The following is a 23,608-nucleotide window of genomic DNA, read 5'->3' as shown; positions in this document are numbered from 1 at the left end:
TTGCGGTGTTTTTTTTTTTGATTATAATGGATTCTGCTTTACTCTTCACACTTTGTCTATAAGGAGCTATCGATGAGATTACCACTTGGGTGCGTGCTGCTCTCTTGCGCGCTTATTGGGCAAGCTTTTGCAAATTCTATCACAGGCTACTCTACTGAGGGTGAAACCTCCATTGGTCGCATCGGCATAGCTGGTATATATCGGGTCGATAGCATAGGAGATAAGAGTGCGCAGAGCTTTGGCGGGCAAGTCTCTGGCGGCGGTGGAGCGATGTATAAGCGGTGGCAGGTCTCTGCTTATGTGAGATTTGCACTCACAGGCGGAAGCTATGATGATAGAAGATCTATGGTAATGGATCTTGAGATGATCCCGCGATTTGGCTTTAATGTCTTAACAAGCTCTTTCCCACTTTATGTCAATTTTATCTTGTATGGAAATATGCAACGATTTGCTTCACATAATTTAAACTTTGGGTGGTCTGTGTTTGGCATAGGTGGTGAGCTAGAGGGTAAGATCCCGCTAGGCTCAAGTGCCGCACTAGAATACTCCGCGGGCTATGTGTATGACCCCAACACTTCTTTTACCTTTAATCCTGCAAGCAATCTCGCACTAAGCACACGCACCAATGCTGCTAATCAAACAATACTAGCTAGCATTGGTATGAGCTTTGATCTCACACCGCGCCTGCACTCTTATGTGAAGCTCTATGCCAGATACCAAAGCTTCCCCGCTTCCCCTACCATAAGCTACGAAACCACACAATATATGGTCAGCGCAAGAAATAGCTTCAATGCTGCGCTAGAAGTTGGGCTTGGATTCTAGGAGCAATGGCTTAAACGACAAGGGCTAGAGTCCTAGCTTTTTAGATTCTAGCTAGAATCTAGCTGCCCCGCTTAGCTGGCAAAAAGCGCATTGATTTGCTTAATAAAATCCAGCGGATCAACCTGCACACCACTACACACCACACCAAAGTGCAAATGCGCGCCACTTACCCTGCCTGTCGCGCCGCTTAGGGCGATTTTCTCACCCTTGCGCACAAACTTTCCAGCACGCACCAGCAACCTGCTATTATGAAAATATGTTGTATATACCCCTTGCCCGTGGTCGATAATGACTGATTTTCCAGACAAAAAGCGATCCTTGGCTAAAACCACCACACCATCATTTGTAGCATAAATAGGTGTCCCCTGCGGCGCGCGGAAATCCACGCCCCCGTGATAGCTCTGCACTGCTCCATTAAACACCCTAGCAGTGCCAAAGGGACTTGTGATAAATACGCGCTTGACAGGGTGGGCGAAAGGCTGTCTCCAATATCGCTTCTCGCTGGTTTTTTGATAGATCGCGCGTGCTTCATCGCGCTCTTTATCGATACGCTTTTGAACCTGCTTGTTTGGGTAGAGCTTGCTACGATCTGTAACTACGATGGATTCTTTCTTATATTGTGCTTGCTTGATGACAAGTGTTATATCTTTGGAGAGTTTAAGAGCTGATAGCTTAGTGTGGTAGCTAACTGGCACTAGTGCTATCTTTTGCCCCAAAAGCTTTGGGCGATTGAGCCAAGCAATCTTGCGCCCATCTAGCTCTAATGGCACAGGATTTGGCTTAGAGCTATGGGCGATAAAAAGCTTGCCATTATATGCGGTGTAAGTGCTGCTTGCTGGCTCTTTTGCCACAAGGCATACAAAGGCAAGTAGCACAATCCAAGATAACTTTTTCATAATTGCCTACCCTAGCTAGCACGAAGATTTTTTAGCACAAAGCTCCCCTGTGGCTGCTGTAAGAACCTAGCCACCACCGCGCACTTGATTTTAAACAACAAAAACACTCGAGAATCTACGCGATCTTCTAAACACTCAAAATTCCCCATACCCTTTGCCAAAACCACATCTGCCCTATCGTATAACTCTCTAGCCTGCGATGAAGCATACTCATACAAAAACCCGGGCGATCGCACACCAGAATCCACCACTTCACACACCTCTAAAATAGGAGAATTATTATCGTGCAAATCTTGCAAAGTAATGTCATTGATGATAGGTGCGCCGCGTGTGAAATAATATACCTTAAGCTTAGGGTAAAGGGCTAGCAGTATGTTGATAAACGCACTATCAAACACATCTTCTCCAGCATTATCACCAATATAGACAAGCTCTTGCGCGCTAGCAAGCTTCTGCCCTAAATGCTCTATATCATAAATAGCAAACTCCATAGAATCCATATCAAACAAACACGACTCTACATCAAACCCACTCGCACTCCCATAGTCGATAATATTACCAAGAGCAGCGAGCCTTATGCCAAACTCTAAAGAATGTGGCGCGGTAATGCTAGCTTGAATCTGTTGTAAAACTTGGCGCGCTTTTTGTATGCTTCTAGTCTTTTGCTCTTTGTATAAATCGCTCTTACCCACAAAAGCACTAATGCTCTCATAAACAGGCACAGCAAGCTTTGGGGGCGGACATAGCGGCAGAGAATCCAAAATCGGTAAAGCAAAAGAAGCTTGCGTAGCTGTATGGTAGGACAAAGTGCGCTTAGCTTGAGTGCGCAAACACTCAAGACACTCTAGCGTGGTGCGCACTATTTGTTACCACTAAGGTCAGAAACTTTTCCCCACATAAGCCGATACTTACGCTTCATAAACTCCAGCTCTTCCCTAGCGGACTTTAACTCTTCGCGCATTACATCGATGGTCTTTTTGTCATCATCATAGACTTCTTGCATAGAAATCAATGCTTCTTTTAAAAAACTATTTTCACTCTTAAATGCACTTATTGTCTCATCTTTTGCGCCAATTACCTTCTCGTGTAGCCCCATAATTGTGTGGATTGTGCGCTCTACAAACACTGGGTCATACGCCACACCATTAGCTTCTGCTGAAGTCAATCCCGTTTGGACGCGATTGATAAGTGCATTTGTGCTGCTTTGTGCTTCAATAAGCAGCTGCCCGTTTTCTTCCTTACTTGCAATAGTGCCGCCCTCTATCATCTCTCTTACTTTTTGCTCTTCAAGACCAGAAAGCTTGATAAACTCGCTCAACTCCAACCACGCGGTATTTTTCGCTTCCATATTTAACCCCTACTTGGTAGTCTTACTTCAATGCTTTTAGAATCTTTTTCTATCTGCTCTATCTTCACTGCCCTATCCGCAAGTAGCCTTTCTGCTAGATCTGTGTTGGCTAATGCCAGAATCTGCATTGCTAAATATGCCGCATTTACCGCACCAGCTTTGCCTACCGCCATACAAGCCACAGGCATACCACCGGGCATTTGCGCAGTAGAGAGCAAGGCATCAAGCCCATCAAGCACCCCACCAGATAATGGCACCCCTATGACAGGCTTTGTCGTTTGCGCACATACCGCTCCAGCAAGATGAGCTGCCATACCAGCAGCACAGATAAACACTTGCGCGCCTTTAGATTCTGCTTCTTTGACATAGAGCTTCGTCCTATCAGGACTCCTGTGTGCAGAGCTAATTACTACCTCATAAGAGACAGAGAAAGATTCTAACACTGCCAAGCACTGGCGCATAATCTCATAATCACTTTTGCTCCCCATAATCACACTAACAAAGCCCATAGTTTCTCCTTGCTATTGACAATTCACGCACTCTATACTTCTATCCAGCACTTCTTCTGCCTCTGGACTCTGGGAGCGAAGATAGTAGGTGGATTTTAGCCCAAGTTTCCAAGCAAGCGTGTAGATTTCGTGGAGCATCTTACCGCTTACATTCACTTGATTGAGCTTAATGAAAATATTTGTGCTTTGTCCTTGATCGATCCATTTTTGTCGCACCGCAGCAGCCTTGATAATATCGCGCTGATCAATATCATAAGCACTCTTGTAATACTCCCAAGTATCCAGCGTGAGCTTAGGGGCAACCACCGGGATAAGCCCGCTTAGATTCTCTTCCGACCATTTTTTACGATAAATCGGCTCGATAGTTTGTGTTGTCCCCACAAGGATACTAATGGAGCTAGTAGGGGCGATCGCCATAAGATAGCCATTGCGCATACCATTTTCACGCACAATTTTGCGCAAATTCTGCCAATCACAACTCAAGCTAAAAAGCCCCCCTCTATCAACAAGTCTTAGAGCCTCCTTGTTTGCCAAATCAATAGGGAAAATCCCTTTACTCCAATTTGATCCTTCAAACTGCGGATAGCTGCCGCGCTCTTTAGCAAGATTAGAGCTAGCTAGGATAGCGTTGTAGCTTATCATCTCCATAAGCTCATCAATCTTGCATAAATGTTCTGGCGAGCCCCAGTGGATCTTTTCTGTAGCGAGCAGCTCTGCTTCGCCCATTACACCAAGCCCTATGGCTCGGTTGAGAAGATTTGTAGCCTTTACCTTACGATTAGGGTAGAAGTTAAGATCAATCACATTATCAAGCATTCTAATAGCCACAGGCACTACTCGCTCAATGTCCTCTTTAGTATGGATTCTACTAAGGTTAATACTTGCAAGATTGCAAACTGCTGTAAGTCCGCCTTCTTGGATTCTTTGTGTGATGAAAATCTTCTTCCCGCCAACAGAATCTAAACTTGTCAGCTTGTTGGCTTTTTTGCTAAGTCCAACATCAGTAGTTACTATATCCCCTTCTTCAAAGATCTCCTTACTACCATCTTCATATTCTATCTCCACCTTATAGTGACTTGGCGCGGTATTTTGGAAGATTTCTGTGCAGAGGTTTGAGCTGCGGATAATGCCGGCGTGCCCGTTAGGGTTAGCCCTATTGGCATTGTCTTTAAAGCACAAAAACGGCAGTCCTGTCTCAAAGTAATTTGTAAGAATCTTTTTCCATAAGTCTTTGGCTCGAATTTCTTCTTTGATGATGTTTGAGTCATTTTCTAGCTCGATATAGCGTTTTTCAAACTCCTCTCCATACAGCTCTGTAAGCTCTGGGCACTGATAAGGGTCAAAAAGAGTCCAAAGCCTATCTTCTGCCACACGCTTCATAAACAAATCTGGAATCCATAATGCCGGGAATAAATCGTGCGTGCGCCTACGCTCTTCACCAGAATTTTTACGCAAATCAATAAAATCAGTTACATCAAAATGCCACACCTCCAAATATGTGGCGATAGCCCCCTTGCGTGTGCCCAGCTGATCTACAGCAATGGCTACATCATTGGTGATCTTCAAAAATGGCACGACCCCTCCAGCAGCGCGCTTATGCCCATCAATAAAGCTTCCAAGCCCCCTTACCTTGGAGTAGTCCCAGCCGATACCACCACCATATTTACTAAGCAGTGCCATCTCCTTGTATGCGTCAAAAATACCTTCGATATTATCAGGAGTGCTTCCTATAAAACACGAGCTTAACTGGTGTCTTGGAGTGCGCGCATTTGCCAAAGTTGGAGTCGCGCATACAACTTCAAACTTTGAGATTAGATCATAGAATTTGACTGCCCATTCATTGGGATTTTGCTCATTTTGTGCCAAAAACATTGCAATAGCCATAAACATATGCTGAGGTAGTTCTATAGGCTCTCCATTTGCATCTTTGATCAAATACCGATCATATAGAGTTTTAATCCCCAAATAGTTAAACTGCAAATCTCTTTCAGGCTTAATATGGGAATTTAATAAGTCTAGGTCAAATTTTTCTCTCAAGCCCAAGACAATTCTACCAGCTTGCTCGGCTTTATCAAAATACTCTTGCAATGTCTTATAGCCTGTAAATCTACTCACTCGATGATACAAATCATAGAGAAACAAGCGGGCTGCGACAAAAGTCCAATTAGGCGCATCAATGTCGATCTTATCAACAGCTGCCTTAATGAGTGCTTGCTGAATTTCTTTGGTTGTAATACCATCTTTAAAATGTAGCTTCGCATCTAATTCTAAATCACTTTGACTCACGCCACTTAGTCCAGCTATGGCACTTGCAGTGTATTTTTGTATCTTGCGTATATCAAGCGTTTCGATACGCCCACTTCTTTTTACTACTTTTATTCCTATCATTGCCATTGTCTGCCCTTTCCTTTAAATATATTGCACAAAATCATTCATATCAATACGAGGCGAAGCCCGCTTAGGCTCTTCTAGACGATAGCCAAAAGTCATAATCAAAGCCACTTGATATGCAAAGGTATCCAAGCCCAAAAACCGCTCAACACCATCTTTCTCAAACCCCTCAATCGCACAAGAATCTACACCTAAATACGCTGCGCAGTCCATCATCGAGCTTGCCACAATATACGCTTGGCGCGCACTCCATTGAAAAATGCTTTGGCTATCCACATAGCCATTAGCCTGCAAGAACCCTTTATATCGCTCATCTTTATACGCCTTAATACGATCTGCATTGATACCCTTGCGCATAAAACTCCACATCGCATAGTTAGTATCACTTCGCATATCAGCAATTTTGGAGAGATATACCACAAGCTCACTAGCTTGGGTGATTTGATCCTGATTCCAGCAAAGTGCTTTTAGCTGCTCTTTTTTCTCTTTATCTCGCACTACAAGCAACCTTGTAGGCTCCATACCAAAGGAGCTTGGCGAGAGTCTGCCAGACTCTAAGATTGACTCAAATACTTCAGGTGGTATTGATCTTGTTGTATCAAACTTCTTGCAAGCGTAGCGGAATCGCATCGCTTGAATAAAGCCATTATCCATTCTCACTCCTTTGCAATGGTGTCAATAATGCGCGCTATTTCTTGCTGGCAGCTCGCTTACGCAAATTTGGCTCAAGGATCTTTTTCCTAATGCGTATATTACTTGGGGTAACCTCTAAAATCTCATCTTCTTCTATCCACTCTAGCGCGCGCTCCAAGGTAAGATCTCTTGGAGGCACAAGCTTAATGGCATCATCACTCCCACTTGCACGCATATTTGTGAGATGCTTAGCCTTAATAGGATTGACATCTAAGTCATTATCTCGGCTATGCTCTCCAATGATCATACCCACATACACCTTGGTTTGCGGCGCGATAAAGAGCACACCGCGTTCTTGGATATTAAAGAGCGAAAATCCTGTCGCCTCGCCATTTTCCATAGAAATCAAAGCACCATTTTTGCGAGATTCTACATTGCCACTAAATGGGCGAAACTCCAAAAAGCTATGATTCATAATCCCCTCACCCTTTGTATCTGTCAAAAACTCACTTCGATAGCCAATAAGCCCACGCGCTGGAATCTCAAACTCCAATCTTGTGTAGCCATCACCCATAGGATTCATCGCCTTCATTTCAGCCTTGCGCTTACCAAGTCGCTCAATAATCGCACCACTAAAATCCTGTGGCGTATCGATGACTAAATGCTCAAACGGCTCACATTTAGCCCCATCGATCTCTTTAATAATCACTTCTGGACGAGAAATACTAAACTCAAAGCCCTCGCGCCGCAGATTCTCTGCCAAAATTGTGATTTGCAGCTCACCCCTACCACTTACGCGAAACTTCCCTTCACCCATTTCTTCACAGCGCATAGCGATATTGGTTTGCATTTCTTTAAGCAGTCTATCTTTTAGCTTATTTGCTGTTACATGCTTGCCTTCTAGCCCAGCTAGAGGACTATCATTTACTGCGAAATATACACTCATTGTGGGCTCTTCTAAATGCATAGGATCTAAAGGCATAGGGTTATTTGGATCGACAATAGAATCACCAACATCAATGGCATTAAACCCAGCGATCGCCACAATATCGCCTGCTTCAGCAGAATCTATCTCCGTGCGCGCCAAGCCCATAAAACCAATAAGCTTTGTAATACGCCCTGTTTCTTTCTCGCCATCGCTCTTAGCAAGCATTACGCTCTCATTCTTTTTCACACGCCCATTAAAAACGCGTGCGATCCCAATTTTGCCCACATAGTTATCGTAATCGAGTGTGAAGATTTGCATTTGTAAGGCATTATCCACGCTACCGCTAGGAGCTGGGACAAAATCTAAAATCGTTTCAAATAAGGGCTCCAAATTCTCCTTAGGATCGTTTAGATCTTTGATCGCATAGCCATCGCGCGCTGCAGCATACACGACTGGAAAGTCTAGCTGCTCATCACTAGCACCCATAGCGACAAACAGATCAAATACTTCATCAACCACCCTATCTGGCTCAGCAGCTGGCTTGTCGATTTTATTAACCACGACAATGGGGCGGATCCCAAAGCTTAAAGCTTTTTTGACGACAAATTTAGTTTGAGGCATAACGCCCTCTTGCGCATCTACAAGCAGCAGCACGCCATCTACCATCTTTAGCACCCGCTCTACCTCTCCGCCAAAGTCCGCGTGCCCGGGAGTATCTATAATATTGATCTTGGTATCTCTGTAGGTAATTGCCGTATTTTTGGAGAGTATAGTGATCCCGCGCTCTTTTTCTAAATCATTAGAATCCATCACGCGCTCATCTACCTTCTCGCGCTCTCCAAATGTGCCAGACTGGCTCAATAGTCCATCAACCAAAGTTGTTTTGCCATGATCGACATGGGCAATTACTGCGATATTTCGTATATTCTGCATTGAAAAACTTTCTCATTAGGAATTTGGGATTCGGAAGCGGGATTGTAACACATTATCCTTAAGCTTTTACCATAACAATATAGTGCAAGATATGGTAAGAATCCGCTATAATACCCAAATGCAAGTTAATCCAACACATTTCACGCACTAGACAAAGGATATAAATGCACCTATGGAAGCCTTCTTGTGTAAAGCAGTTATATCTTAGTAACCTAGCATTATTGTGTATTGCTATCGGCTTTTTTTCAGGCTGTGCCACTGATGTAGCTACGCTTGAGCACTTTAGTAGAATCTACTACAACCACTCCATAGACAAAGCCCATAAATTTGCAAGCAAAAAGGCAAAAAGCGGCGATCTACTATGGCTTATACAAGCTGGGATTAGCGGCTTTCATACACAGAGCGCAAGCACCCTGCCCCTACTTGATCAAAGTGAAGACAAGCTACAAAAATTTGAGCAAGAAGGATTGCTTACTTCTGCACTCACACAAGTGGGAGCAACACTCGTCAATGACAATGTTAGAGACTATCGTGGCAATATCTATGAAAGCATATTTGTCAATTACTACAAAGCCCTAGCCTATCTCGCTAATAACGATCTAGCAAGTGCCCAAGTAGAGCTTAATCGCGCCAATGATCGCCAAAGAAGAGCCAAAGACTACTATGCTAAGCAAATCGCCAAAGCTTTAGAGCAAGAGCAAGATAGATACAACAAAAGCAACGCAAATAGCATTATAGATCAAGCGCGATCCACCGGAGAGATCGATGATATTCTCTCCAAGCACTATGGAAATCTTAAGCATTTCAGCGCATTTGAAAACTTCATCAATCCAAGCGTATCATACATAGCTGGCTTGGTATTCTCACTCTATGGAGATTCCAAAGGCTTGGACTATCTTAAAGAAGCCTATGGTATCACGCGCTTACCGACTATCGCAAGCGATATGAAGCACTTCCTCTCTCATAGCAAGCAGGCTTATACTTGGATTATCCTTGAAGAAGGCAGGCAAGCTAGAAAAACAGAGCTGCACATATCGCTGCCATTTTATACGACACAAGGGCTCTATCATTTTGGTCTGGCACTACCACAGCTAGAATCCATACCAAGCCCTAGGCAGAGCTACACGCTAGATTCTCTAGCAAAATTTGAAGTGCTAGCAGAAATAGACCCCATCATTGCCACCGAGTTTGAAAAGCAGCTCAAAGCCATTAGCACACGCGCATTAGTATCAAGCAGCATTAAGCTCGCTATGCAAGTAGGCGTATCTAGCACATTAGATCAAGTCGATCCAATGCTGGGGCTACTTGGATCTATGCTAGGCTCTATCTACTCTATGGCAACAACAAGCGCAGACCTACGCATAACAAGCGTGCTCCCTAAAAGGATTCTACTAGCTAGAATCCCCCATACACAGCAGCAAACTATCCATATCCTAGCAGATCAGCATAGCGCACCTATTGCAGCAGTGCAATTACAGCAGTGCAGTGCACGCCCCCAAGAGCAGCCAAAGCCTAGCCCAAAAACACGCCACCCCATCACCCAAATATGCTTAGAGCATAGCACTATCATCTATGTGCGCGACACCCCAGCTAAAGCATATATGCAAACAATCTATGGGTAAGTGCCTTAAAGCGCACTAGCTATTCGATTTTGTTTTCTAAGACAGATAGGTCATTAAAGCTCTTGGCTGTGCTAGGATCACCATAGTAAGGATCCCCTTGGAATCCACACCCTTGCAAAAACACTGCAAGCAAATATGCTACAATCAACATATGAAAACCATTCATCAAGTCTTTACCTCTCTGCTTATAAATAGTGAGTTTAGCACGCTAACTAGTCGTCTGCGCTCACGCCAGAATCTAGAAACACTCAAATACATTCTGCCAGCTGATATGCAAAATGGGCTTTTGTCTATTTCTTATCGTGCGCCTACGCTGCTATTTTGCTTCAATCACCCAAGCCACGCTTACAACTTCAATCATTATAAAAAAAAGGACATTATGTATTGTTTAAAAACCTACCCCAAGAAATTTGACGCCTTTTTAGCAAGCATTGGAGCACAATCAATGCAAGCCTTTATCCAAAGTGTCCAAATATCCGGCTATGTGCCCAAACATATTCTACAGCCCCCCACTCTAAAAAAGCCTATAACAATTCACTTTGATGAGCCAGCAAGTGGCACTTTTATCAACCACGCCACAGATCCATATTTACACGAGCGATTTGAAGCAATTAGGACACTAATCCAAAAGCGCAACAAAAAGCCCACAAACAACTGCCAATGATAGATTTTGCCAAAGCATACGAAGAGAGAAGCAAGGGCTTTGTCATCTTCCCACGCTCAAATTCTCCCAAGCATAGCAGGCTGCTTCTCTATGGTGCGCCCAAATGCGGCAAGAGCGCGCTAGCCCTTGACTTGACGCGTGATTACAAGCAGCAGATTCTAGTAGATTGCGCGGATTTGCGGCTACATAAAGCAAGTATGCAAACCTCCTTGCTAAAGCTATTTTTAGAGAAAAAGTTTGATGTGCTAATTATTGATAACTATCTCCCAGAAATCACTATCCCAAGCCACCCAAACCTTATCCTAATCACTACAAAAATCACACATTTGCCAGAATCTATCCGCACAAGCTTCCACGCCCATTGCGTGCGAGCTTTGAGCTTTGAAGAATATGTATCCTTTAGCAAAAGCAACCGCCTAGAATCCATATTTGCCAGCTTCCTCAAAGAGGGCAATCTCCCAGAAATCGCCCTAATGCCAGAGCATAAGCGTATCCAAAGAATGCAAGAAATCATTTTGCTCTATGCCAAACAGGATACAAGCATTCTGGCATTTTTGCTCCACTATCAAGCAAAGCCATTCAATACCCATAACGCATTTTGCCTACTCAAACAGCAGCAAAAGATCTCTAAAGACAAAATGTATGCTTTCATACAATCCTTGAGAGATGAGCAGGTGATTTTCACACTCACACACAAAAATGGCAAAGAATCCAAGCTCTACTTTTATAACTTCGCCCTGCCCTATGCTATCTCACCCACGCCAAATTTCCAAGCGATTTTTGAAAATATGATTGCTTGTGAGCTATTGCATAGATCGCTAGTGGTAGATTATGATGATATGTGTGATTTCATCGTGCAAGATATAGCGATCTTTGCCGCGCCATTCCCCAGCCAAGCTCTAATAGAATCTAAAATATCCAAAAGCACAAAAGCATATAGAGAATACATATTTGTCAGTGTTGATACCACTATCCCAAAGACAAATTCACATCTAGGCACTTACCGCGCTATGAGCTTTATTGACTTTGCGCTAGATTATCTCCACGCTCACAAAATATAGCTACACAATTTACTTCTTTGTTGTATTGTAAGCTCCTTTAATAAAGGAGCAAAGATGAAAACAACGACAAAGCAAGACTTCTCAAGCCTTATACAATCTGGACTATGTGTTGTGGAGATGAGTGCGCCGTGGTGCCCAGACTGCCGCAAAATTGAGCCTATGATGCAAGCACTAGAATCCAAATACCCGCAAGTGCGCTTTATCTTGCTTGATTTTGACACAAATGAAGCCTTAAAAGATGAGCTTGCCATACGCAGAATCCCAACGCTAATCTTCTACAAAGATGGGCAAGAAGTCTTAGAGCGGCTTGTTGAGCCAGATTCTATGCCTACCATAGAGCAGATGATACAAGCACTGCTTGACACATAAGTGGTGCTTAATGTTTGGGTAATTTCAAGTAATGTCATAGGTTTTTGGGCTTTTTTTAGGTAAAATGCCGCCACAATCACTTCATATTGGCTACCGGTATTGTCTCATCTGTGCCTATGCTTTGGCTTAGTGTGGCTGCTTGGTGCTATATTTTAAGGTCTATATATGAGTAGAAACTTTTTTTTAGGCATAGGGATCGCGCTTTTAGGTGCGCTCCTTGCTTTTGGGAGTCTTACTGCACTCACGCCAAATAGCCAACCAGCACAACAAACAGACGCAAAAAAGCAGCGCGCTAAAGCCTATGATAGACTCGCTCAAGCAATAGCTACCATAGAATCTTACTATGTCGATGATGTGCCTATCGATAGCCTAATCAACAAAGCCATCGAGGGGCTTATCGCTAACCTTGACGCCCATAGCGAATATCTTAGTGAGAAAAAATACAAAGAGTTAAAAACCCAAACAGAGGGAGAATTTGGCGGGCTTGGGATAACAGTTGGGCTAAAAGATGGCGCGCTTACAATCATCGCTCCATTAGAGGGGACTCCGGCACAAAAGGCTGGGCTAAAGAGCGGTGATGTGATCTTAAAAATCGAAGATCAAAGCACTATTGGTATGGGGATTGATGATGCTGTGAATCTTATGCGAGGCAAGCCCAAAACTCCAATCACCATCACTATCGTGCGCAAAGGCGAGGGCAAACCGCTTGTATTTACGCTAACGCGCGACATCATCAAAGTCAAATCTGTCTATGCCAAAACGATCGATGACACGCCCTATCTCTATGTGCGAGTTAATTCCTTTGATAAAAATGTCGCCCAAAGTGTTAAACAAGCCCTAAAAGAACATAGTGGCATTAAAGGCATTGTGCTTGACTTGCGCAACAACCCCGGAGGACTGCTAGACCAAGCAGTCGATCTCTCTAATCTCTTTATCAAAAGCGGTGTTATCGTCTCTCAAAAGGGCAAGATAAAAGAAGAGAACATTATTTACAACGCAAATGGCAAAGCTCCTTATAGCAAACTCCCCATCGCAGTGCTTGTCAATGGCGGGACAGCAAGTGCAAGCGAAATTGTATCTGGCGCATTGCAAGACCACCGCCGCGCCATCATCATAGGAGAAGAGACTTTTGGCAAAGGGAGCGTGCAAGTCGTGATCCCAATCAACGCCACAGAAGCTATCAAGCTCACTACGGCTAAATACTATCTCCCAAGTGGGCGCACCATACAGGCTGTGGGGGTTAAGCCTGATATTGTTGTCTATCCGGGTAGTGTGCCACAAAATGAAGGCGGATTTGAAATTAAAGAAGCAGACTTGCGCAACCACCTGCAAAATGAGCTACAAAAGCTTGATAAAACCGAGTCAAAGGCTGATGAGAAGCAACCATCTCCTGAAGAGCAAAAGCGCATTACACAAGCAGATATTACCAATGATATTCAGCTAAAGTCCGCCATTGACTCACTCAAGGCTTGGGGGATTTTAGATTCTGCAAAGGCGCAAGATAAGCCCAAGCAATAGCCACACAACTAACATCATCTAAGGAGAATCTATGCCAACACAACAAACACTGCTTTATGAAGGCAAGGGCAAAAAGCTCTTTGCCACGCAGAATCCAAATGAAGTCATCGCCGAGTTTAAAGATGACCTTACCGCATTCAACGCGCAAAAACGCAGTAGCGAAGATGGCAAAGGCGCGCTTAACTGCCTAATCAGCAGCCTACTCTTTGAGCTACTTGCACAACAAGGCATAAAAAGCCACTTCATCAAATCTCTTAGCTCCACAACAATGCTTTGCCAAAAGGTGCAGATAATCCCCATTGAAGTTGTCGTGCGCAACATCGCCACAGGCTCGCTAAGCAAGCGACTTGGAATAGAAGATGGGCTAGTGCTACCCTTTACGCTTGTGGAGTTTTACTACAAAGATGATGCGCTCAATGATCCCATTATCAACGATGAGCATTGTAAGATTCTAGGTATTATTGATGATGAGCGAGATTTGGATTTCCTGCGTGATCAAGCGCGCAAAATCAATGCCATTTTACGCGATTTCTTTGATCAAAAGGGGCTCAAGCTTGTGGATTTCAAGCTTGAGTTTGGCAAAAATGCGCAAGGTGAGATTATCCTAGCTGATGAGATTTCGCCAGATAGTTGTAGATTGTGGGACAAGCAGACAAACCAAAAGCTCGATAAAGATCGGTTTAGACAAGATCTAGGGGATTTAAAAAGCGCGTATGAAGAAGTCTTAAGACGCATACAAACTCACTAAAAGGAAAACAATGCAAGCAGAAGTTACCATAAGCCTAAAAGATGGTGTCCTAGACCCACAGGCAAAAGCTATCCATCACGCCATAGAATCACTTGGATTCCCGCAAGTGGCGCAAGTGGTGGTAAAAAAGCAAATCGTCTTAGAGTTTGCTAAAGGGGAGCTAGAATCTTGTGAAGCCATAGCTGAGCAAATCGCACACGACTTACTTGCCAATCCGGTAATAGAGAACTACGAAGTGCAAATAAAGGCAGAATAATGGTCAGCGTTGTGCGTTTTGCTGGGACAAATTGTGAATTTGATATGCAATATGTCTATCAAAAGCTCTTGCAAATCCCCACTGCCATCATCTGGCATAAGGAAAAGTCCTTACCAAGAGAAACAAAGCTTGTCGTGCTAGCTGGGGGCTTTAGCTATGGAGACTACTTGCGCAGCGGGGCGATCGCGCGCTTTGCGCCGATTATGAAAGCTATCAAAGCTTTTGGTGATAGTGGTGGGCGGATTCTAGGCATTTGCAATGGCTTTCAAATCTTAACCGAAGCTAGACTTCTGCCCGGCGCACTTATGCGCAACCACAATCTCCACTTCATCTCTAAAGCTACTCCATTACGCGTAGCTTGCAGGGATAATGTATTCCTACGCCCACACACACAAGATGAGATTATCTCTCTGCCCATAGCCCACGCCGATGGGCGATACCATATCGATGAGAAGAGCCTAGAAGCGATGCAAGAGTCTGGGCAGATTCTGCTACGCTATATAGATAATATCAATGGCTCCATAGATTCTATCGCTGGCATTTGCAATAAAGACAAAAATATCTTCGGGCTTATGCCTCACCCCGAGAGAGCCTGCGAGCCTATCTTGCATAAACGCGCTAGGTATGCAGCTATCCACCACACCTATGCGACACAGGCTGCCACAAAACCAGCAGCAAGCACACAAGGTCTAGCAATGCTAGAATCCATCTACAAGGCATAAAATGCGCATTTTTGTTTTGCCACCTTTTACACTCTCTTTGCTTATAGTGCTTGTTTTGGGCGCATTTACCGCTTCTCTTGCAGAGCCCACCCAGAATCCACAATCCAATGCGCCAAACCCCACTGATCTACTTGAGTCATTTAGCGAGCCTAGTGGGGAAGCCTTTATCCGCCCAGATCAAAGCGCAGAGCAGATTCTCCACCTACAAAACACCACACCAGAATCCACTCTTACATCTACCATTTATGTGGGGCAAAGAGTCCCTATCACTTATCGTGTGATGTTTTTTAACAATGCCTCACTTAACCAAAGCTCTTTTAAAGAAAAAACAACAACCAACGCCATCACACTAGAAAACCCAAACCAAGCGTGGCAGGAAGTAGAGCTAGAATCTAGCGCAGCACAAAAGCCCCAAAAGGTTTATGAGATCACCTATTTGTTTAAAATCAAAGCCCAAAGTGTCAAAATACCAGCTTTTGAAGTCTCTGCAATCGCAAGTGATGGCTCATTTATCGATGTCGTTACAAGCGATCCAATCACACTCAATGCCACCGATTTATACCAAAACAAAAGCTATGCGGGCGTTGTCGGGGAAGATGTGCAGCTTGGAATCTACAAAGCCAAGCCTTATGATGAGCAGAGCAATCTCATCGCCTTTGAGTTAATCGCAAAGAAAGCAAATTTAGAGGATTTCAAGCTCCCTGATATTGAGAAGCAAGGCATTGAGCGATCAAGCTTTAGCCCCCTAGAATCTAAAGCGATCTTCTATGCAGTTGTGCCAAAAAATATGCAAAATCTCTTGTTTGAATACTTCTCCACACAGACAAATCGCTTCGAGCAAATCCGCGTCCCCATCGTGCCAGTGGTTGATGGTGTAACAACACAGGAGAATCTAAAGCCTAAAAATACTTATCTAATGTATTGGGCATTATTTATTGGCGGGGTTGCCATTAGCTGCTTTGTTTTGGCATTTTTCTCCAAGTCTTTGCGCAAGGTGTTTTTTGTCCTTGGTGTTGCTATGGTGCTCTATTTGCTCTACTATCTTTTCTACACCAAAACAGCCACAATCAGCGCACAAACGCAAATTTGGATTCTCCCTACGCAAAACTCCACACTGCTTGAGACCACTAGTGACTCTATGAAAATCAAAATCATAGGCGAGCACGGACAATACTACAAAATCATCACACCCAAAGAAGCCATAGGCTGGATAAGGAAAGAAGATGCGAGCTAAACTAAAAGGTATCTATGAAGTTATTTTAGTTGGGATTGGGCTTGCGATTATTATTTGCTTTATCTATTTCTATCGCAATAAAAACAATGCCCGATCCACGCGAATGGCTTGCTATCGGTTTTTCACTTATGGGGGCATTACTCTTGAAAAGCTTGGCGACTTTGATGAAGAAGCAGATTTGATCATTATGAACCATCAAAGTGTCGCTGATATTTTATGCCTTGAAGCCTACCACCCGCGCAATATCTGCTGGATTGCCAAAAAGCAATTAGGCGAGATCCCATTCTATGGCTATGCTCTCACAGGACCAGAAATGATCCTTATAGATAGAGATGATAAACGCGGGCTTGCTTCACTACTTAAAGCCACTAAGCAAAAGCTCTCCCAAAATCGCCCCATTGTAATCTTCCCAGAAGGCACGCGTAGCAAGGGCAAAGAGCGGTTTCTACCCTTTAAGCCCGGAGCAAAAATCATCGCTGAAAAATTTCGACTAAAAATCCAGCCCATCGTGCTTATCAACACGCGTAGGATCTACAACTCTTCTCCCATTGAAGCCACAAGCAATGTCGCTAGAATGGTGCTGCTTAAGCCATTTTATGTCGATGAGCACCCAAGCGCACAGGTATTCTACCGCGATGAAAGCTCTCTTACCAAAGCTAAAGCTGGTGCAAAAAAGATCAAAGGCTTGCAGCCAATCTATGACCCAAGCTCTAGCTACTTTATCGCTCCCACAGAATCCACACAGAGCGCAAACTCCGCAGAGCCACTAGAATCGTGGTATGAAGAATTGCAGCAGTGTATGCAAGAAGTCTATACCCATCACTACCGCATACTAGAGCAAGCATAGGGCGCACTATGGAAAATGATCAAAAAAATCTCGTGCGCTTTGAAGATAGAGAAGAAGCTTTCGTCAAGCTCTATGATGAGCTTGTCAATCATCATCTAACAAACGACAATAGTATCGTGCTATCCACAAGTTTTGCAGGATTATTTCTAGCTGATAGGCTGGCAGCCAAGCTAGATTCTAGCTTAGATATGCTCTTTTGCGCGCCGATTATCGCTCCTGCCAATAGTGAATGCGAGATCGCAACTGTGAGCGAAAATATGGAGCTAATCATCAATGAGCCCTTGATTGACTCATTTGATATTTCACTTGATTATGTCTATGGAGAAGCCAAAAGAGTCTATGAAGAAACCATACTGCCTAGAATCTACAAATACCGCAAGGGTGCTACTCTTAGCCTACTAGAATCTAAAAGTGTCTTTTTAATCGACCAAGGAGTAGAAACGGGCATCACTATGGATCTTGCCATTAAAACCTGTATCCAAAAAAAGGCAAGAAGCATCTATGTCCTAAGCCCTATCATCTCCTATGACATTGCTAAGATTCTAGCAAAATCTAGCGACGCCTTAGTAGCAGTCTATAAGCCTAAATACTTCGTATCTACCAAGCATTATTATAAAACTCTGCCGCCTGTGAGTGAAGAAGAGATCTTAAACATTATGGGCAAATATATCACCAAGCCAAATCTCATACAAAAAGGATCATAATGCACCAAATTAGCCTAACACTAACCAACCTTACAGAGCAATATAAGCTTGATTATGTCGCTAGGCAAGCGTGCGGAAGTGTGTGGTATCGCTCTGGTGATAATGTCTTGCTCGCTAGTGTCGCAGTAGATGAGAATCCAACAGATGATGACTTTCTGCCGCTTGTTGTGCAGTATATCCACAAGTCCTATGCTGTGCGCAAGATTCCGGGTGGATTTATCAAAAGAGAGGGCAAGCCTAGCGAGTTTGAGACCCTAACTTCACGCATTATCGACCGCACCTTGCGCCCACTTTTTCCAGCAGGCTATCGCTACCCCACACAGATCACCATTCTTGTGCTAAGCTATGATGGCATAAGTGATTTACAACTATGTGCCTTGCACGCCGCAGCAAATGCCCTACTCCTTAGCTCGCTAGATTTTATCCCACCTGTCAGCAGCGCGCGCATAGGGAGAATCCAAGGAAGCTTTGTCATCAACCCAAGCAAGCAAGCAATGCTAGAATCTAGCCTTGATCTCTATGTATCTGGCAGCAGGGGAGATATTTTGATGATAGAGATGAAGGGAAGCGATGAGAGCCTGACAGAAGATGAGCTAATGGCTGCCATATCGCTTGCAAAGCAGACAATCCAAGCAGACTGCGCGCAATATGAAGCAAAGCTTATCCCCCATAAAGCACCTATAAAGCCTCTGCCCTTAGCCCAGACAAACTCCCACCCACATATCTATGAGCATATTGCCACACACTATAAAGACGATGTGCTTCAAGCCATTACACAAATGAGCAAAAGCGAGCGCAATAGCGAGCTACAAGCCCTTGGTATGCTAATCCACTCACGCAACCCAGCTTGGGAGCTAGAATCTATTTGCGATATGCTAGGGCTGTATAAAAAGCACCAAGTGCGCGCGATGATTTTACAAGAGCACAAGCGCGCTGATGGCAGGGGGCTAGAAGATGTGCGCCCAATTAGTATAGAGACAAATATCCTGCCTTGCGCACACGCTAGCGCGCTTTTTACCAGAGGGCAGACGCAAGCCCTTGTGGTTTGCACGCTGGGGAGCGAGAGCGATGCGCAAGTGCAAGAAGACTTTAGCGGCGGAAGCAAAGATCGCTTTATGTTTCACTATAATTTCCCCGGTTTTAGTGTGGGAGAAGCAAGTATGATAGGGGGCGTTGGGCGCAGAGAGCTAGGGCACGGCAACCTTGCCAAAAAAGCACTAGAATCTAGCATCCCACCCACTAAGCACACAATCCGCCTAGTCTCTGAAATCCTAGAATCTAATGGCTCAAGCTCTATGGCAAGCGTGTGTGGTGGCTCACTTGCCCTGCGTGCGTGCGGCTTAGAAGCCCCCCTTGTAGCAGGCGTGGCAATGGGGCTTGTGATCAATGGCGACCAATACGCCGTGCTTACAGATATTATGGGGCTAGAAGATCACGATGGCGATATGGACTTTAAAATCGCAGGCACAAGAGAAGCCATCACTGCAATGCAGATGGATATTAAGCTAGGGGGCATTAGCCAAGCGATACTCTGTGAAGCACTCCACCAAGCAAAGCGCGCTAGAATCCACATTTTAGAGCAAATGGAGCAAGCCGCAATGTCCATTGTGCTCCACACGCATCTACTCCCAAAGGGAGAGTATCTCCCTGTCCCTAGCCATAAAATCCCAGATATTATCGGGCAAGGCGGCAGGGTGATCAAAGACATCATCGAGCGATTTAAAGTAAGCATTGATGTTGAGCGAGAAAAGGAGAGAATCTATATCCACGCAGATTCTGCACAAAATCTCCACAATGCTAAAGAGTTTATTTTACAGCTCATCGCTCCTAGCGCGCAATATGAGCTAGGTGAAGAAGTAGATGGTGTTGTCAAACGAATTATGGATTTTGGTGTGTTTATCTCCTTACCTAAAGGAAATGATGGGTTGCTGCACATTAGTAAAATCCCGCAAACTATGCAGCCTTTGGTGCAGTTTTTCCACGAGGGGCAAAAGGTATCCTGCGCCATTTCTGGGAATCCAAAGGGCAAGATTGAGCTCGTGCTACGCTAGTTTTTAGCTTTTTTTTAGCTAGTTTTTGCCATAATCGGCTCCTATTTGACCGCGCGAGTAGGGGACAGATCCGAAAGGTGGCAAATCTAAATCGTTCTAAGGAGAAACAATGAAAGCATTACTTGTTTTATGTTTTGGTTTTGTGGCGTTTGCATTCGCTGGTGAAAGCGTATTTAGCGGTAGTGATCTATCACTTCTACTTGCACTTTCTGTGGCTGGCGGTGTTATCGGTCTTGGTATTGCTGCGCTTGGTGGAGCTATTGGTATGGGAAATGCTGCTGCTGCCACAATCGCTGGGACAGCGAGAAACCCGGGTATCGGTGGAAAACTTCTTGGAACGATGTTTATCGCTCTAGCACTTATTGAAGCACAAGTTATCTATACGCTTGTTTTCGCAATCATCGCAATCTATGGGAATCCATTCCTACCAGAATCTAAAATGATTGTTGAAGCATTTCAGGCTCTTTTGGGCTAATTATTCCCGCATTTAGCGGGGATGCGCTGGTGGTGGAATTGGTAGACACACCATCTTGAGGGGGTGGCGGGGCGACCCGTGCGAGTTCAAGTCTCGCTCAGCGCACCATTATGCCGAAGTGGTGAAACTGGCAGACGCGCTAGACTCAAAATCTAGTAAGGGCGACCTTGTGTCGGTTCGAGTCCGACCTTCGGCACCATTTTAGACCTATCTTAGACTATGATACTTCTCAATGATTTTTCTCACTTCTTTACAAGATTGTAACAGCCCTTATGCAGCCTTTATGTAGCCCGATATTACACGCGACATTACACAATGGTAAGTTTCTGCTTGGATTTTCTGGTGGAGCAGATTCTGTCGCGCTATTTTTCTACTTACTTGAGAAAGAGATCGCCTTTGATATTGCTATTGTAGATTATGGAGTGCGAGCGCAAAGTGTAGAAGAAGTAGCCTATGCCAAATCACTCGCCCAAATCCACAGCAAACAATGCTTCCATACCAAAGCCCCCATTTTCTCAAGCAATTTTGAAGCTAGGGCTAGGGAGTTTCGCTATGAGTTTTTTAGCACACTAATTGCCACACACAATTACTGCGGACTCCTACTAGCGCATAATTTCAACGATCGTATTGAGTGGCTACTGCTGCGACTTGGCAAAGGTAGTGGGATCGCCGGGCTACTTGGGTTTGATGAGATTTCTTGGCACTACCCACAGTCCACGCAAGCCCTGCCAAATCCTATGCCCTACCCCATTATCCGCCCATTGCTTTGGTGCTATAAGCAAGAGATTATAGACTACTGCGCAAGCAAGGGGGTGAAGTATTTCACAGATAGCACAAATATCAATCCAGCCTATGAGCGCAATTTTATCCGCACACATTTTGCCACCGAGCTAGTCCAGCACTATGGCAAAGGCTTGCGACAGAGCCTAAAGATTCTCAACAAAGAAAAAAATATGCTCTATCAAGGCGGCATAGCACTTCCCACACATCACAACACGACCCTTATGTGTATCTATGCATTTTCTCCATATCAGGCTATCCACCATATCGCTACCGCGCTAAAAATGCAAGGCTATGTGCTCTCACGCAAACAGCGAGAAGAAATTATACGCACAAACTTTTCTTGCGAGATTTATGGTGCAAAGGCGCGCTTTTGCATAGAGCATTTTCCTAGCACAAGCCACCCCATCACCCTTATAGTCGCTAGACACGCTGCAATCACCCTGCCAAAGCCTATAAAAGACCAGCTTCGCAAGCTCCATATCCCTAAAAGAGTGCGCACAAGCTTTTACGCCTATAGCCTGCAAGAATCCCTGTCGATAGAGCAGTGCAAAGAGCGCGTTACCAATGCCTTTATGAGCCCTGCAACCTAGCGATTTCACAAGCAATTTGCTCTTTAAATATCTCTGCATAAGGTGCGCTAGATTCTAGCTTACTAGCAAAGTCTTCTAGCACCACACCATAGTCCCCTACCCCGAGCTCCCCCTTTAACACCGCATACTTCAAATACAGCCAATAAGTATTTAGCACATCACTTTGGCAGTAGCTATTGATGACATCAATGGCATTTTGCCCATAAAATAGCTCATACACATCACCCCCGCTGACATCATACTTCCCTACAATCCCAAGCATTTTACACACACCATCAAGGGTAAGTGCGCGCGTAGAGCCAAAACTCCCCAAAGAATCCAGCAAATCTGTATGCCAATACTCGCTATATCTGGCGCGATAGTTTTCCCATTTGCTTTTGGTGCGAGTGTGATTATGCGCTTCAAAGAATCTAAACGCGCTGCAGTTATAGCGCATAGCCCTTAGCAAAAGCACGGGCATATCAAATCCCCTGCCATTGAAGCTTACAAGTCTAGGCTCTTTAGTGTTTAAGAATTGCAAAAACTCTTCTATCAAGCATTGCTCAAGCTTATCAATGCTATCTTCATCGTATTTAAGAGCCTCTATCGCGCTTTTACCAAAGCTCCCAACCTTAGCAAACTTCCCATAATCATCACACACCACACTTGAAATCGCAATCACCCTATGCCAATAAAGTGGCAAAAATGTGCTACCACTCTTCTCTAGCTGTGCGTTAAATGCGTATTGACAGATCTCTAAAGGGCTTTTGTCTTCTATGTCATACGCCTTAGCAATTTGCCTTATATCAGGGATTGTTTCTATATCAAACACGCAAAGCATTATCACACTCCTTTAAACTGCAAGCCTACTCCTTTGCCCCATAGGAAAAAATCGGCACAGAGATTTTATACCAAATCGCTAGAATCCTAACGATAAACCCGCTAATAACCGCCACAATGCTAGCCACTTGCAAGTCCCACTCAAGCACACTTAATCCATAGTAGATAAGCGAGGTAAGGATCGCCACTCCCGCATAGAGCTCCTTGCGAAACACAAGTGGCACAATCCCGCAAAATATATCGCGCAACACCCCGCCAAATACTGCAGTAATCACCCCAGAGCTTACCACAAGCACGACTCCTAATCCTTGCGCGCGTGCGATCTCTGCGCCAATGACCGCAAATGCCACAAGCCCCAAAGCATCAAGCACTAAAAATAGCTTCTCTAGCCGAGCAATTACACTTGGGATTAGTGTTGTAAGCAATGCTGCAGTGCAGACAATGATGATGTATTCTGGGTGAGCCACCCAAGTAAGCGGATAGTGATTAAAGAGTATATCACGGATCGATCCCCCGCCAATAGCAGCGGCTAGGGCGATAAATAGCACACCAATTAAGTCCATTTTATGCCGCCCAGCGATCAATGCGCCACTCATACCCTCTGCAGTAATCCCTATGATATATAGCACAAGCAAAAACATTTACACACTCCTTGAGAGCGCAAAATATAGCAAAAATTTGCTAA

Annotated in this window: 23 protein-coding genes, 2 tRNA genes and 1 pseudogene; 17 read left to right on the top strand and 9 right to left on the bottom strand. The window is 44.4% G+C overall.

Translation table 11 applies throughout. From position 1 onward, the window contains the following. The first annotated feature begins 72 nt into the window (after positions 1 to 72). Positions 73 to 822: a hypothetical protein gene (locus F4V45_RS08285; RefSeq protein WP_150337852.1), complete on the top strand. Its 750-nt coding sequence runs from the start codon at positions 73 to 75 to the stop codon at positions 820 to 822. 71 nt (positions 823 to 893) lie between these two features. On the opposite strand, the gene pgp3 is transcribed toward F4V45_RS08285, so the two are convergent. Genes pgp3 through typA form a run of 7 tightly spaced genes read right to left on the bottom strand, consistent with a single transcriptional unit; the run spans position 894 to position 8,460 of the window. Next, a complete protein-coding gene (gene pgp3, locus F4V45_RS08280) occupies positions 894 to 1,718 on the bottom strand; it encodes a peptidoglycan metallopeptidase Pgp3 (RefSeq protein ID WP_150337851.1) in 825 nt (274 codons plus the stop codon). Between the two features lie 11 nt (positions 1,719 to 1,729). Further along, positions 1,730 to 2,578, bottom strand: a complete 849-nt coding sequence (locus F4V45_RS08275) for a damage-control phosphatase ARMT1 family protein (protein WP_342779765.1) — start codon at positions 2,576 to 2,578, stop codon at positions 1,730 to 1,732. Further along, a complete protein-coding gene (locus F4V45_RS08270) occupies positions 2,578 to 3,066 on the bottom strand; it encodes a DUF3972 domain-containing protein (protein WP_150337849.1) in 489 nt (162 codons plus the stop codon). Before F4V45_RS08270 ends, F4V45_RS08275 begins: the two co-directional genes overlap by 1 nt. 2 nt (positions 3,067 to 3,068) lie before the next feature. Then, positions 3,069 to 3,575: a 5-(carboxyamino)imidazole ribonucleotide mutase gene (gene purE / locus F4V45_RS08265; protein ID WP_150337848.1), complete on the bottom strand. Its 507-nt coding sequence runs from the start codon at positions 3,573 to 3,575 to the stop codon at positions 3,069 to 3,071. Positions 3,576 to 3,587: 12 nt separating this feature from the next. Next, a complete protein-coding gene (locus tag F4V45_RS08260; protein ID WP_150337914.1) occupies positions 3,588 to 5,963 on the bottom strand; it encodes a ribonucleoside-diphosphate reductase subunit alpha in 2,376 nt (791 codons plus the stop codon). A gap of 21 nt (positions 5,964 to 5,984) precedes the next feature. Further along, positions 5,985 to 6,620, bottom strand: coding sequence for an NAD(P)H-dependent oxidoreductase (locus F4V45_RS08255; protein ID WP_150337847.1), 636 nt, complete (start codon positions 6,618 to 6,620; stop codon positions 5,985 to 5,987). Between the two features lie 34 nt (positions 6,621 to 6,654). Beyond that, entirely contained in the window at positions 6,655 to 8,460 is a 1,806-nt protein-coding gene (gene typA, locus F4V45_RS08250; protein ID WP_023930683.1) for a translational GTPase TypA, read from the bottom strand. A gap of 164 nt (positions 8,461 to 8,624) precedes the next feature. On the opposite strand from typA, the gene F4V45_RS08245 reads away from it, so the two are divergent. The 16 genes and pseudogenes from F4V45_RS08245 (at position 8,625) to tilS (ending at position 22,104) form a co-directional block, all read left to right on the top strand. Then, entirely contained in the window at positions 8,625 to 10,082 is a 1,458-nt protein-coding gene (locus F4V45_RS08245; RefSeq protein ID WP_150337846.1) for a COG3014 family protein, read from the top strand. A 97-nt stretch (positions 10,083 to 10,179) separates the two neighbouring features. Further along, positions 10,180 to 10,746 carry a hypothetical protein gene (locus F4V45_RS08240; protein WP_150337845.1) on the top strand — a complete coding sequence of 189 codons (567 nt, stop codon included), beginning with the start codon at positions 10,180 to 10,182 and terminating at the stop codon, positions 10,744 to 10,746. Next, positions 10,743 to 11,807: an ATP-binding protein gene (locus F4V45_RS08235; protein WP_150337844.1), complete on the top strand. Its 1,065-nt coding sequence runs from the start codon at positions 10,743 to 10,745 to the stop codon at positions 11,805 to 11,807. Before F4V45_RS08240 ends, F4V45_RS08235 begins: the two co-directional genes overlap by 4 nt. Positions 11,808 to 11,861: 54 nt before the next feature. Next, the gene (locus tag F4V45_RS08230; protein ID WP_150337843.1) at positions 11,862 to 12,176 is read left to right on the top strand and encodes a thioredoxin family protein; all 315 of its coding nucleotides are present in this window, start codon (positions 11,862 to 11,864) and stop codon (positions 12,174 to 12,176) included. Between the two features lie 165 nt (positions 12,177 to 12,341). Next, positions 12,342 to 13,694 carry a S41 family peptidase gene (locus F4V45_RS08225; RefSeq protein WP_150337842.1) on the top strand — a complete coding sequence of 451 codons (1,353 nt, stop codon included), beginning with the start codon at positions 12,342 to 12,344 and terminating at the stop codon, positions 13,692 to 13,694. Positions 13,695 to 13,725: 31 nt separating this feature from the next. Further along, a complete protein-coding gene (gene purC, locus F4V45_RS08220) occupies positions 13,726 to 14,442 on the top strand; it encodes a phosphoribosylaminoimidazolesuccinocarboxamide synthase (protein ID WP_023930673.1) in 717 nt (238 codons plus the stop codon). A 10-nt stretch (positions 14,443 to 14,452) separates the two neighbouring features. Then, positions 14,453 to 14,698, top strand: a complete 246-nt coding sequence (purS, locus tag F4V45_RS08215; RefSeq protein ID WP_150337841.1) for a phosphoribosylformylglycinamidine synthase subunit PurS — start codon at positions 14,453 to 14,455, stop codon at positions 14,696 to 14,698. Beyond that, a complete protein-coding gene (gene purQ, locus F4V45_RS08210; protein WP_150337840.1) occupies positions 14,695 to 15,420 on the top strand; it encodes a phosphoribosylformylglycinamidine synthase subunit PurQ in 726 nt (241 codons plus the stop codon). Before purS ends, purQ begins: the two co-directional genes overlap by 4 nt. 1 nt (position 15,421) lies before the next feature. After that, complete coding sequence (locus F4V45_RS08205; RefSeq protein ID WP_150337839.1) at positions 15,422 to 16,654, top strand: hypothetical protein; 1,233 nt, start codon at positions 15,422 to 15,424, stop codon at positions 16,652 to 16,654. Beyond that, positions 16,644 to 17,246, top strand: a pseudogene (locus F4V45_RS08200) (1-acylglycerol-3-phosphate O-acyltransferase); the annotation flags it as partial. The gene F4V45_RS08205 and the pseudogene F4V45_RS08200, both read left to right, overlap by 11 nt. 263 nt (positions 17,247 to 17,509) lie before the next feature. Beyond that, on the top strand, positions 17,510 to 18,205 hold the full coding sequence (locus F4V45_RS08195; protein WP_150337837.1) for a phosphoribosyltransferase: 696 nt from the start codon (positions 17,510 to 17,512) through the stop codon (positions 18,203 to 18,205). After that, the gene (locus tag F4V45_RS08190) at positions 18,205 to 20,256 is read left to right on the top strand and encodes a polyribonucleotide nucleotidyltransferase (protein WP_150337836.1); all 2,052 of its coding nucleotides are present in this window, start codon (positions 18,205 to 18,207) and stop codon (positions 20,254 to 20,256) included. Before F4V45_RS08195 ends, F4V45_RS08190 begins: the two co-directional genes overlap by 1 nt. Positions 20,257 to 20,365: 109 nt before the next feature. Then, on the top strand, positions 20,366 to 20,731 hold the full coding sequence (locus F4V45_RS08185) for a F0F1 ATP synthase subunit C (protein ID WP_023930664.1): 366 nt from the start codon (positions 20,366 to 20,368) through the stop codon (positions 20,729 to 20,731). Between the two features lie 23 nt (positions 20,732 to 20,754). Next, positions 20,755 to 20,839: transfer RNA gene (locus tag F4V45_RS08180), tRNA-Leu, on the top strand. 4 nt (positions 20,840 to 20,843) lie between these two features. Then, a tRNA-Leu gene (locus F4V45_RS08175) sits at positions 20,844 to 20,930 on the top strand. 73 nt (positions 20,931 to 21,003) lie between these two features. Continuing rightward, positions 21,004 to 22,104: a tRNA lysidine(34) synthetase TilS gene (gene tilS / locus F4V45_RS09825; protein WP_246145305.1), complete on the top strand. Its 1,101-nt coding sequence runs from the start codon at positions 21,004 to 21,006 to the stop codon at positions 22,102 to 22,104. Here the strand turns inward: tilS and F4V45_RS08165 are convergent. Beyond that, positions 22,085 to 22,924, bottom strand: coding sequence for a 3'-5' exonuclease (locus F4V45_RS08165; RefSeq protein WP_246145304.1), 840 nt, complete (start codon positions 22,922 to 22,924; stop codon positions 22,085 to 22,087). The genes tilS and F4V45_RS08165 overlap by 20 nt on opposite strands. A 25-nt stretch (positions 22,925 to 22,949) precedes the next feature. Then, entirely contained in the window at positions 22,950 to 23,564 is a 615-nt protein-coding gene (locus tag F4V45_RS08160; RefSeq protein ID WP_023930661.1) for a trimeric intracellular cation channel family protein, read from the bottom strand. Positions 23,565 to 23,608 lie beyond the last annotated feature (44 nt).

It is taken from the genome of Helicobacter canis, from assembly GCF_008693005.1.
Taxonomy (GTDB): Bacteria; Campylobacterota; Campylobacteria; order Campylobacterales; family Helicobacteraceae; genus Helicobacter_B; species Helicobacter_B canis.
This window is presented reverse-complemented; position numbering and strand designations above follow the sequence as displayed.

Coding starts and splice junctions, on each gene's coding strand:
- F4V45_RS08285 (WP_150337852.1), top strand. CDS start 73: ATGAGATTACCACTTGGGTGCGTGCTGCTCTCTTGCGCGCTTATTGGG.
- pgp3 (WP_150337851.1), bottom strand. CDS start 1,718: ATGAAAAAGTTATCTTGGATTGTGCTACTTGCCTTTGTATGCCTTGTG.
- F4V45_RS08270 (WP_150337849.1), bottom strand. CDS start 3,066: ATGGAAGCGAAAAATACCGCGTGGTTGGAGTTGAGCGAGTTTATCAAG.
- purE (WP_150337848.1), bottom strand. CDS start 3,575: ATGGGCTTTGTTAGTGTGATTATGGGGAGCAAAAGTGATTATGAGATT.
- F4V45_RS08260 (WP_150337914.1), bottom strand. CDS start 5,963: ATGATAGGAATAAAAGTAGTAAAAAGAAGTGGGCGTATCGAAACGCTT.
- F4V45_RS08255 (WP_150337847.1), bottom strand. CDS start 6,620: ATGGATAATGGCTTTATTCAAGCGATGCGATTCCGCTACGCTTGCAAG.
- typA (WP_023930683.1), bottom strand. CDS start 8,460: ATGCAGAATATACGAAATATCGCAGTAATTGCCCATGTCGATCATGGC.
- F4V45_RS08245 (WP_150337846.1), top strand. CDS start 8,625: ATGCACCTATGGAAGCCTTCTTGTGTAAAGCAGTTATATCTTAGTAAC.
- F4V45_RS08235 (WP_150337844.1), top strand. CDS start 10,743: ATGATAGATTTTGCCAAAGCATACGAAGAGAGAAGCAAGGGCTTTGTC.
- F4V45_RS08230 (WP_150337843.1), top strand. CDS start 11,862: ATGAAAACAACGACAAAGCAAGACTTCTCAAGCCTTATACAATCTGGA.
- F4V45_RS08225 (WP_150337842.1), top strand. CDS start 12,342: ATGAGTAGAAACTTTTTTTTAGGCATAGGGATCGCGCTTTTAGGTGCG.
- purC (WP_023930673.1), top strand. CDS start 13,726: ATGCCAACACAACAAACACTGCTTTATGAAGGCAAGGGCAAAAAGCTC.
- purS (WP_150337841.1), top strand. CDS start 14,453: ATGCAAGCAGAAGTTACCATAAGCCTAAAAGATGGTGTCCTAGACCCA.
- F4V45_RS08205 (WP_150337839.1), top strand. CDS start 15,422: ATGCGCATTTTTGTTTTGCCACCTTTTACACTCTCTTTGCTTATAGTG.
- F4V45_RS08195 (WP_150337837.1), top strand. CDS start 17,510: ATGGAAAATGATCAAAAAAATCTCGTGCGCTTTGAAGATAGAGAAGAA.
- F4V45_RS08190 (WP_150337836.1), top strand. CDS start 18,205: ATGCACCAAATTAGCCTAACACTAACCAACCTTACAGAGCAATATAAG.
- F4V45_RS08185 (WP_023930664.1), top strand. CDS start 20,366: ATGAAAGCATTACTTGTTTTATGTTTTGGTTTTGTGGCGTTTGCATTC.
- tilS (WP_246145305.1), top strand. CDS start 21,004: ATGCAGCCTTTATGTAGCCCGATATTACACGCGACATTACACAATGGT.
- F4V45_RS08165 (WP_246145304.1), bottom strand. CDS start 22,924: ATGCTTTGCGTGTTTGATATAGAAACAATCCCTGATATAAGGCAAATT.
- F4V45_RS08160 (WP_023930661.1), bottom strand. CDS start 23,564: ATGTTTTTGCTTGTGCTATATATCATAGGGATTACTGCAGAGGGTATG.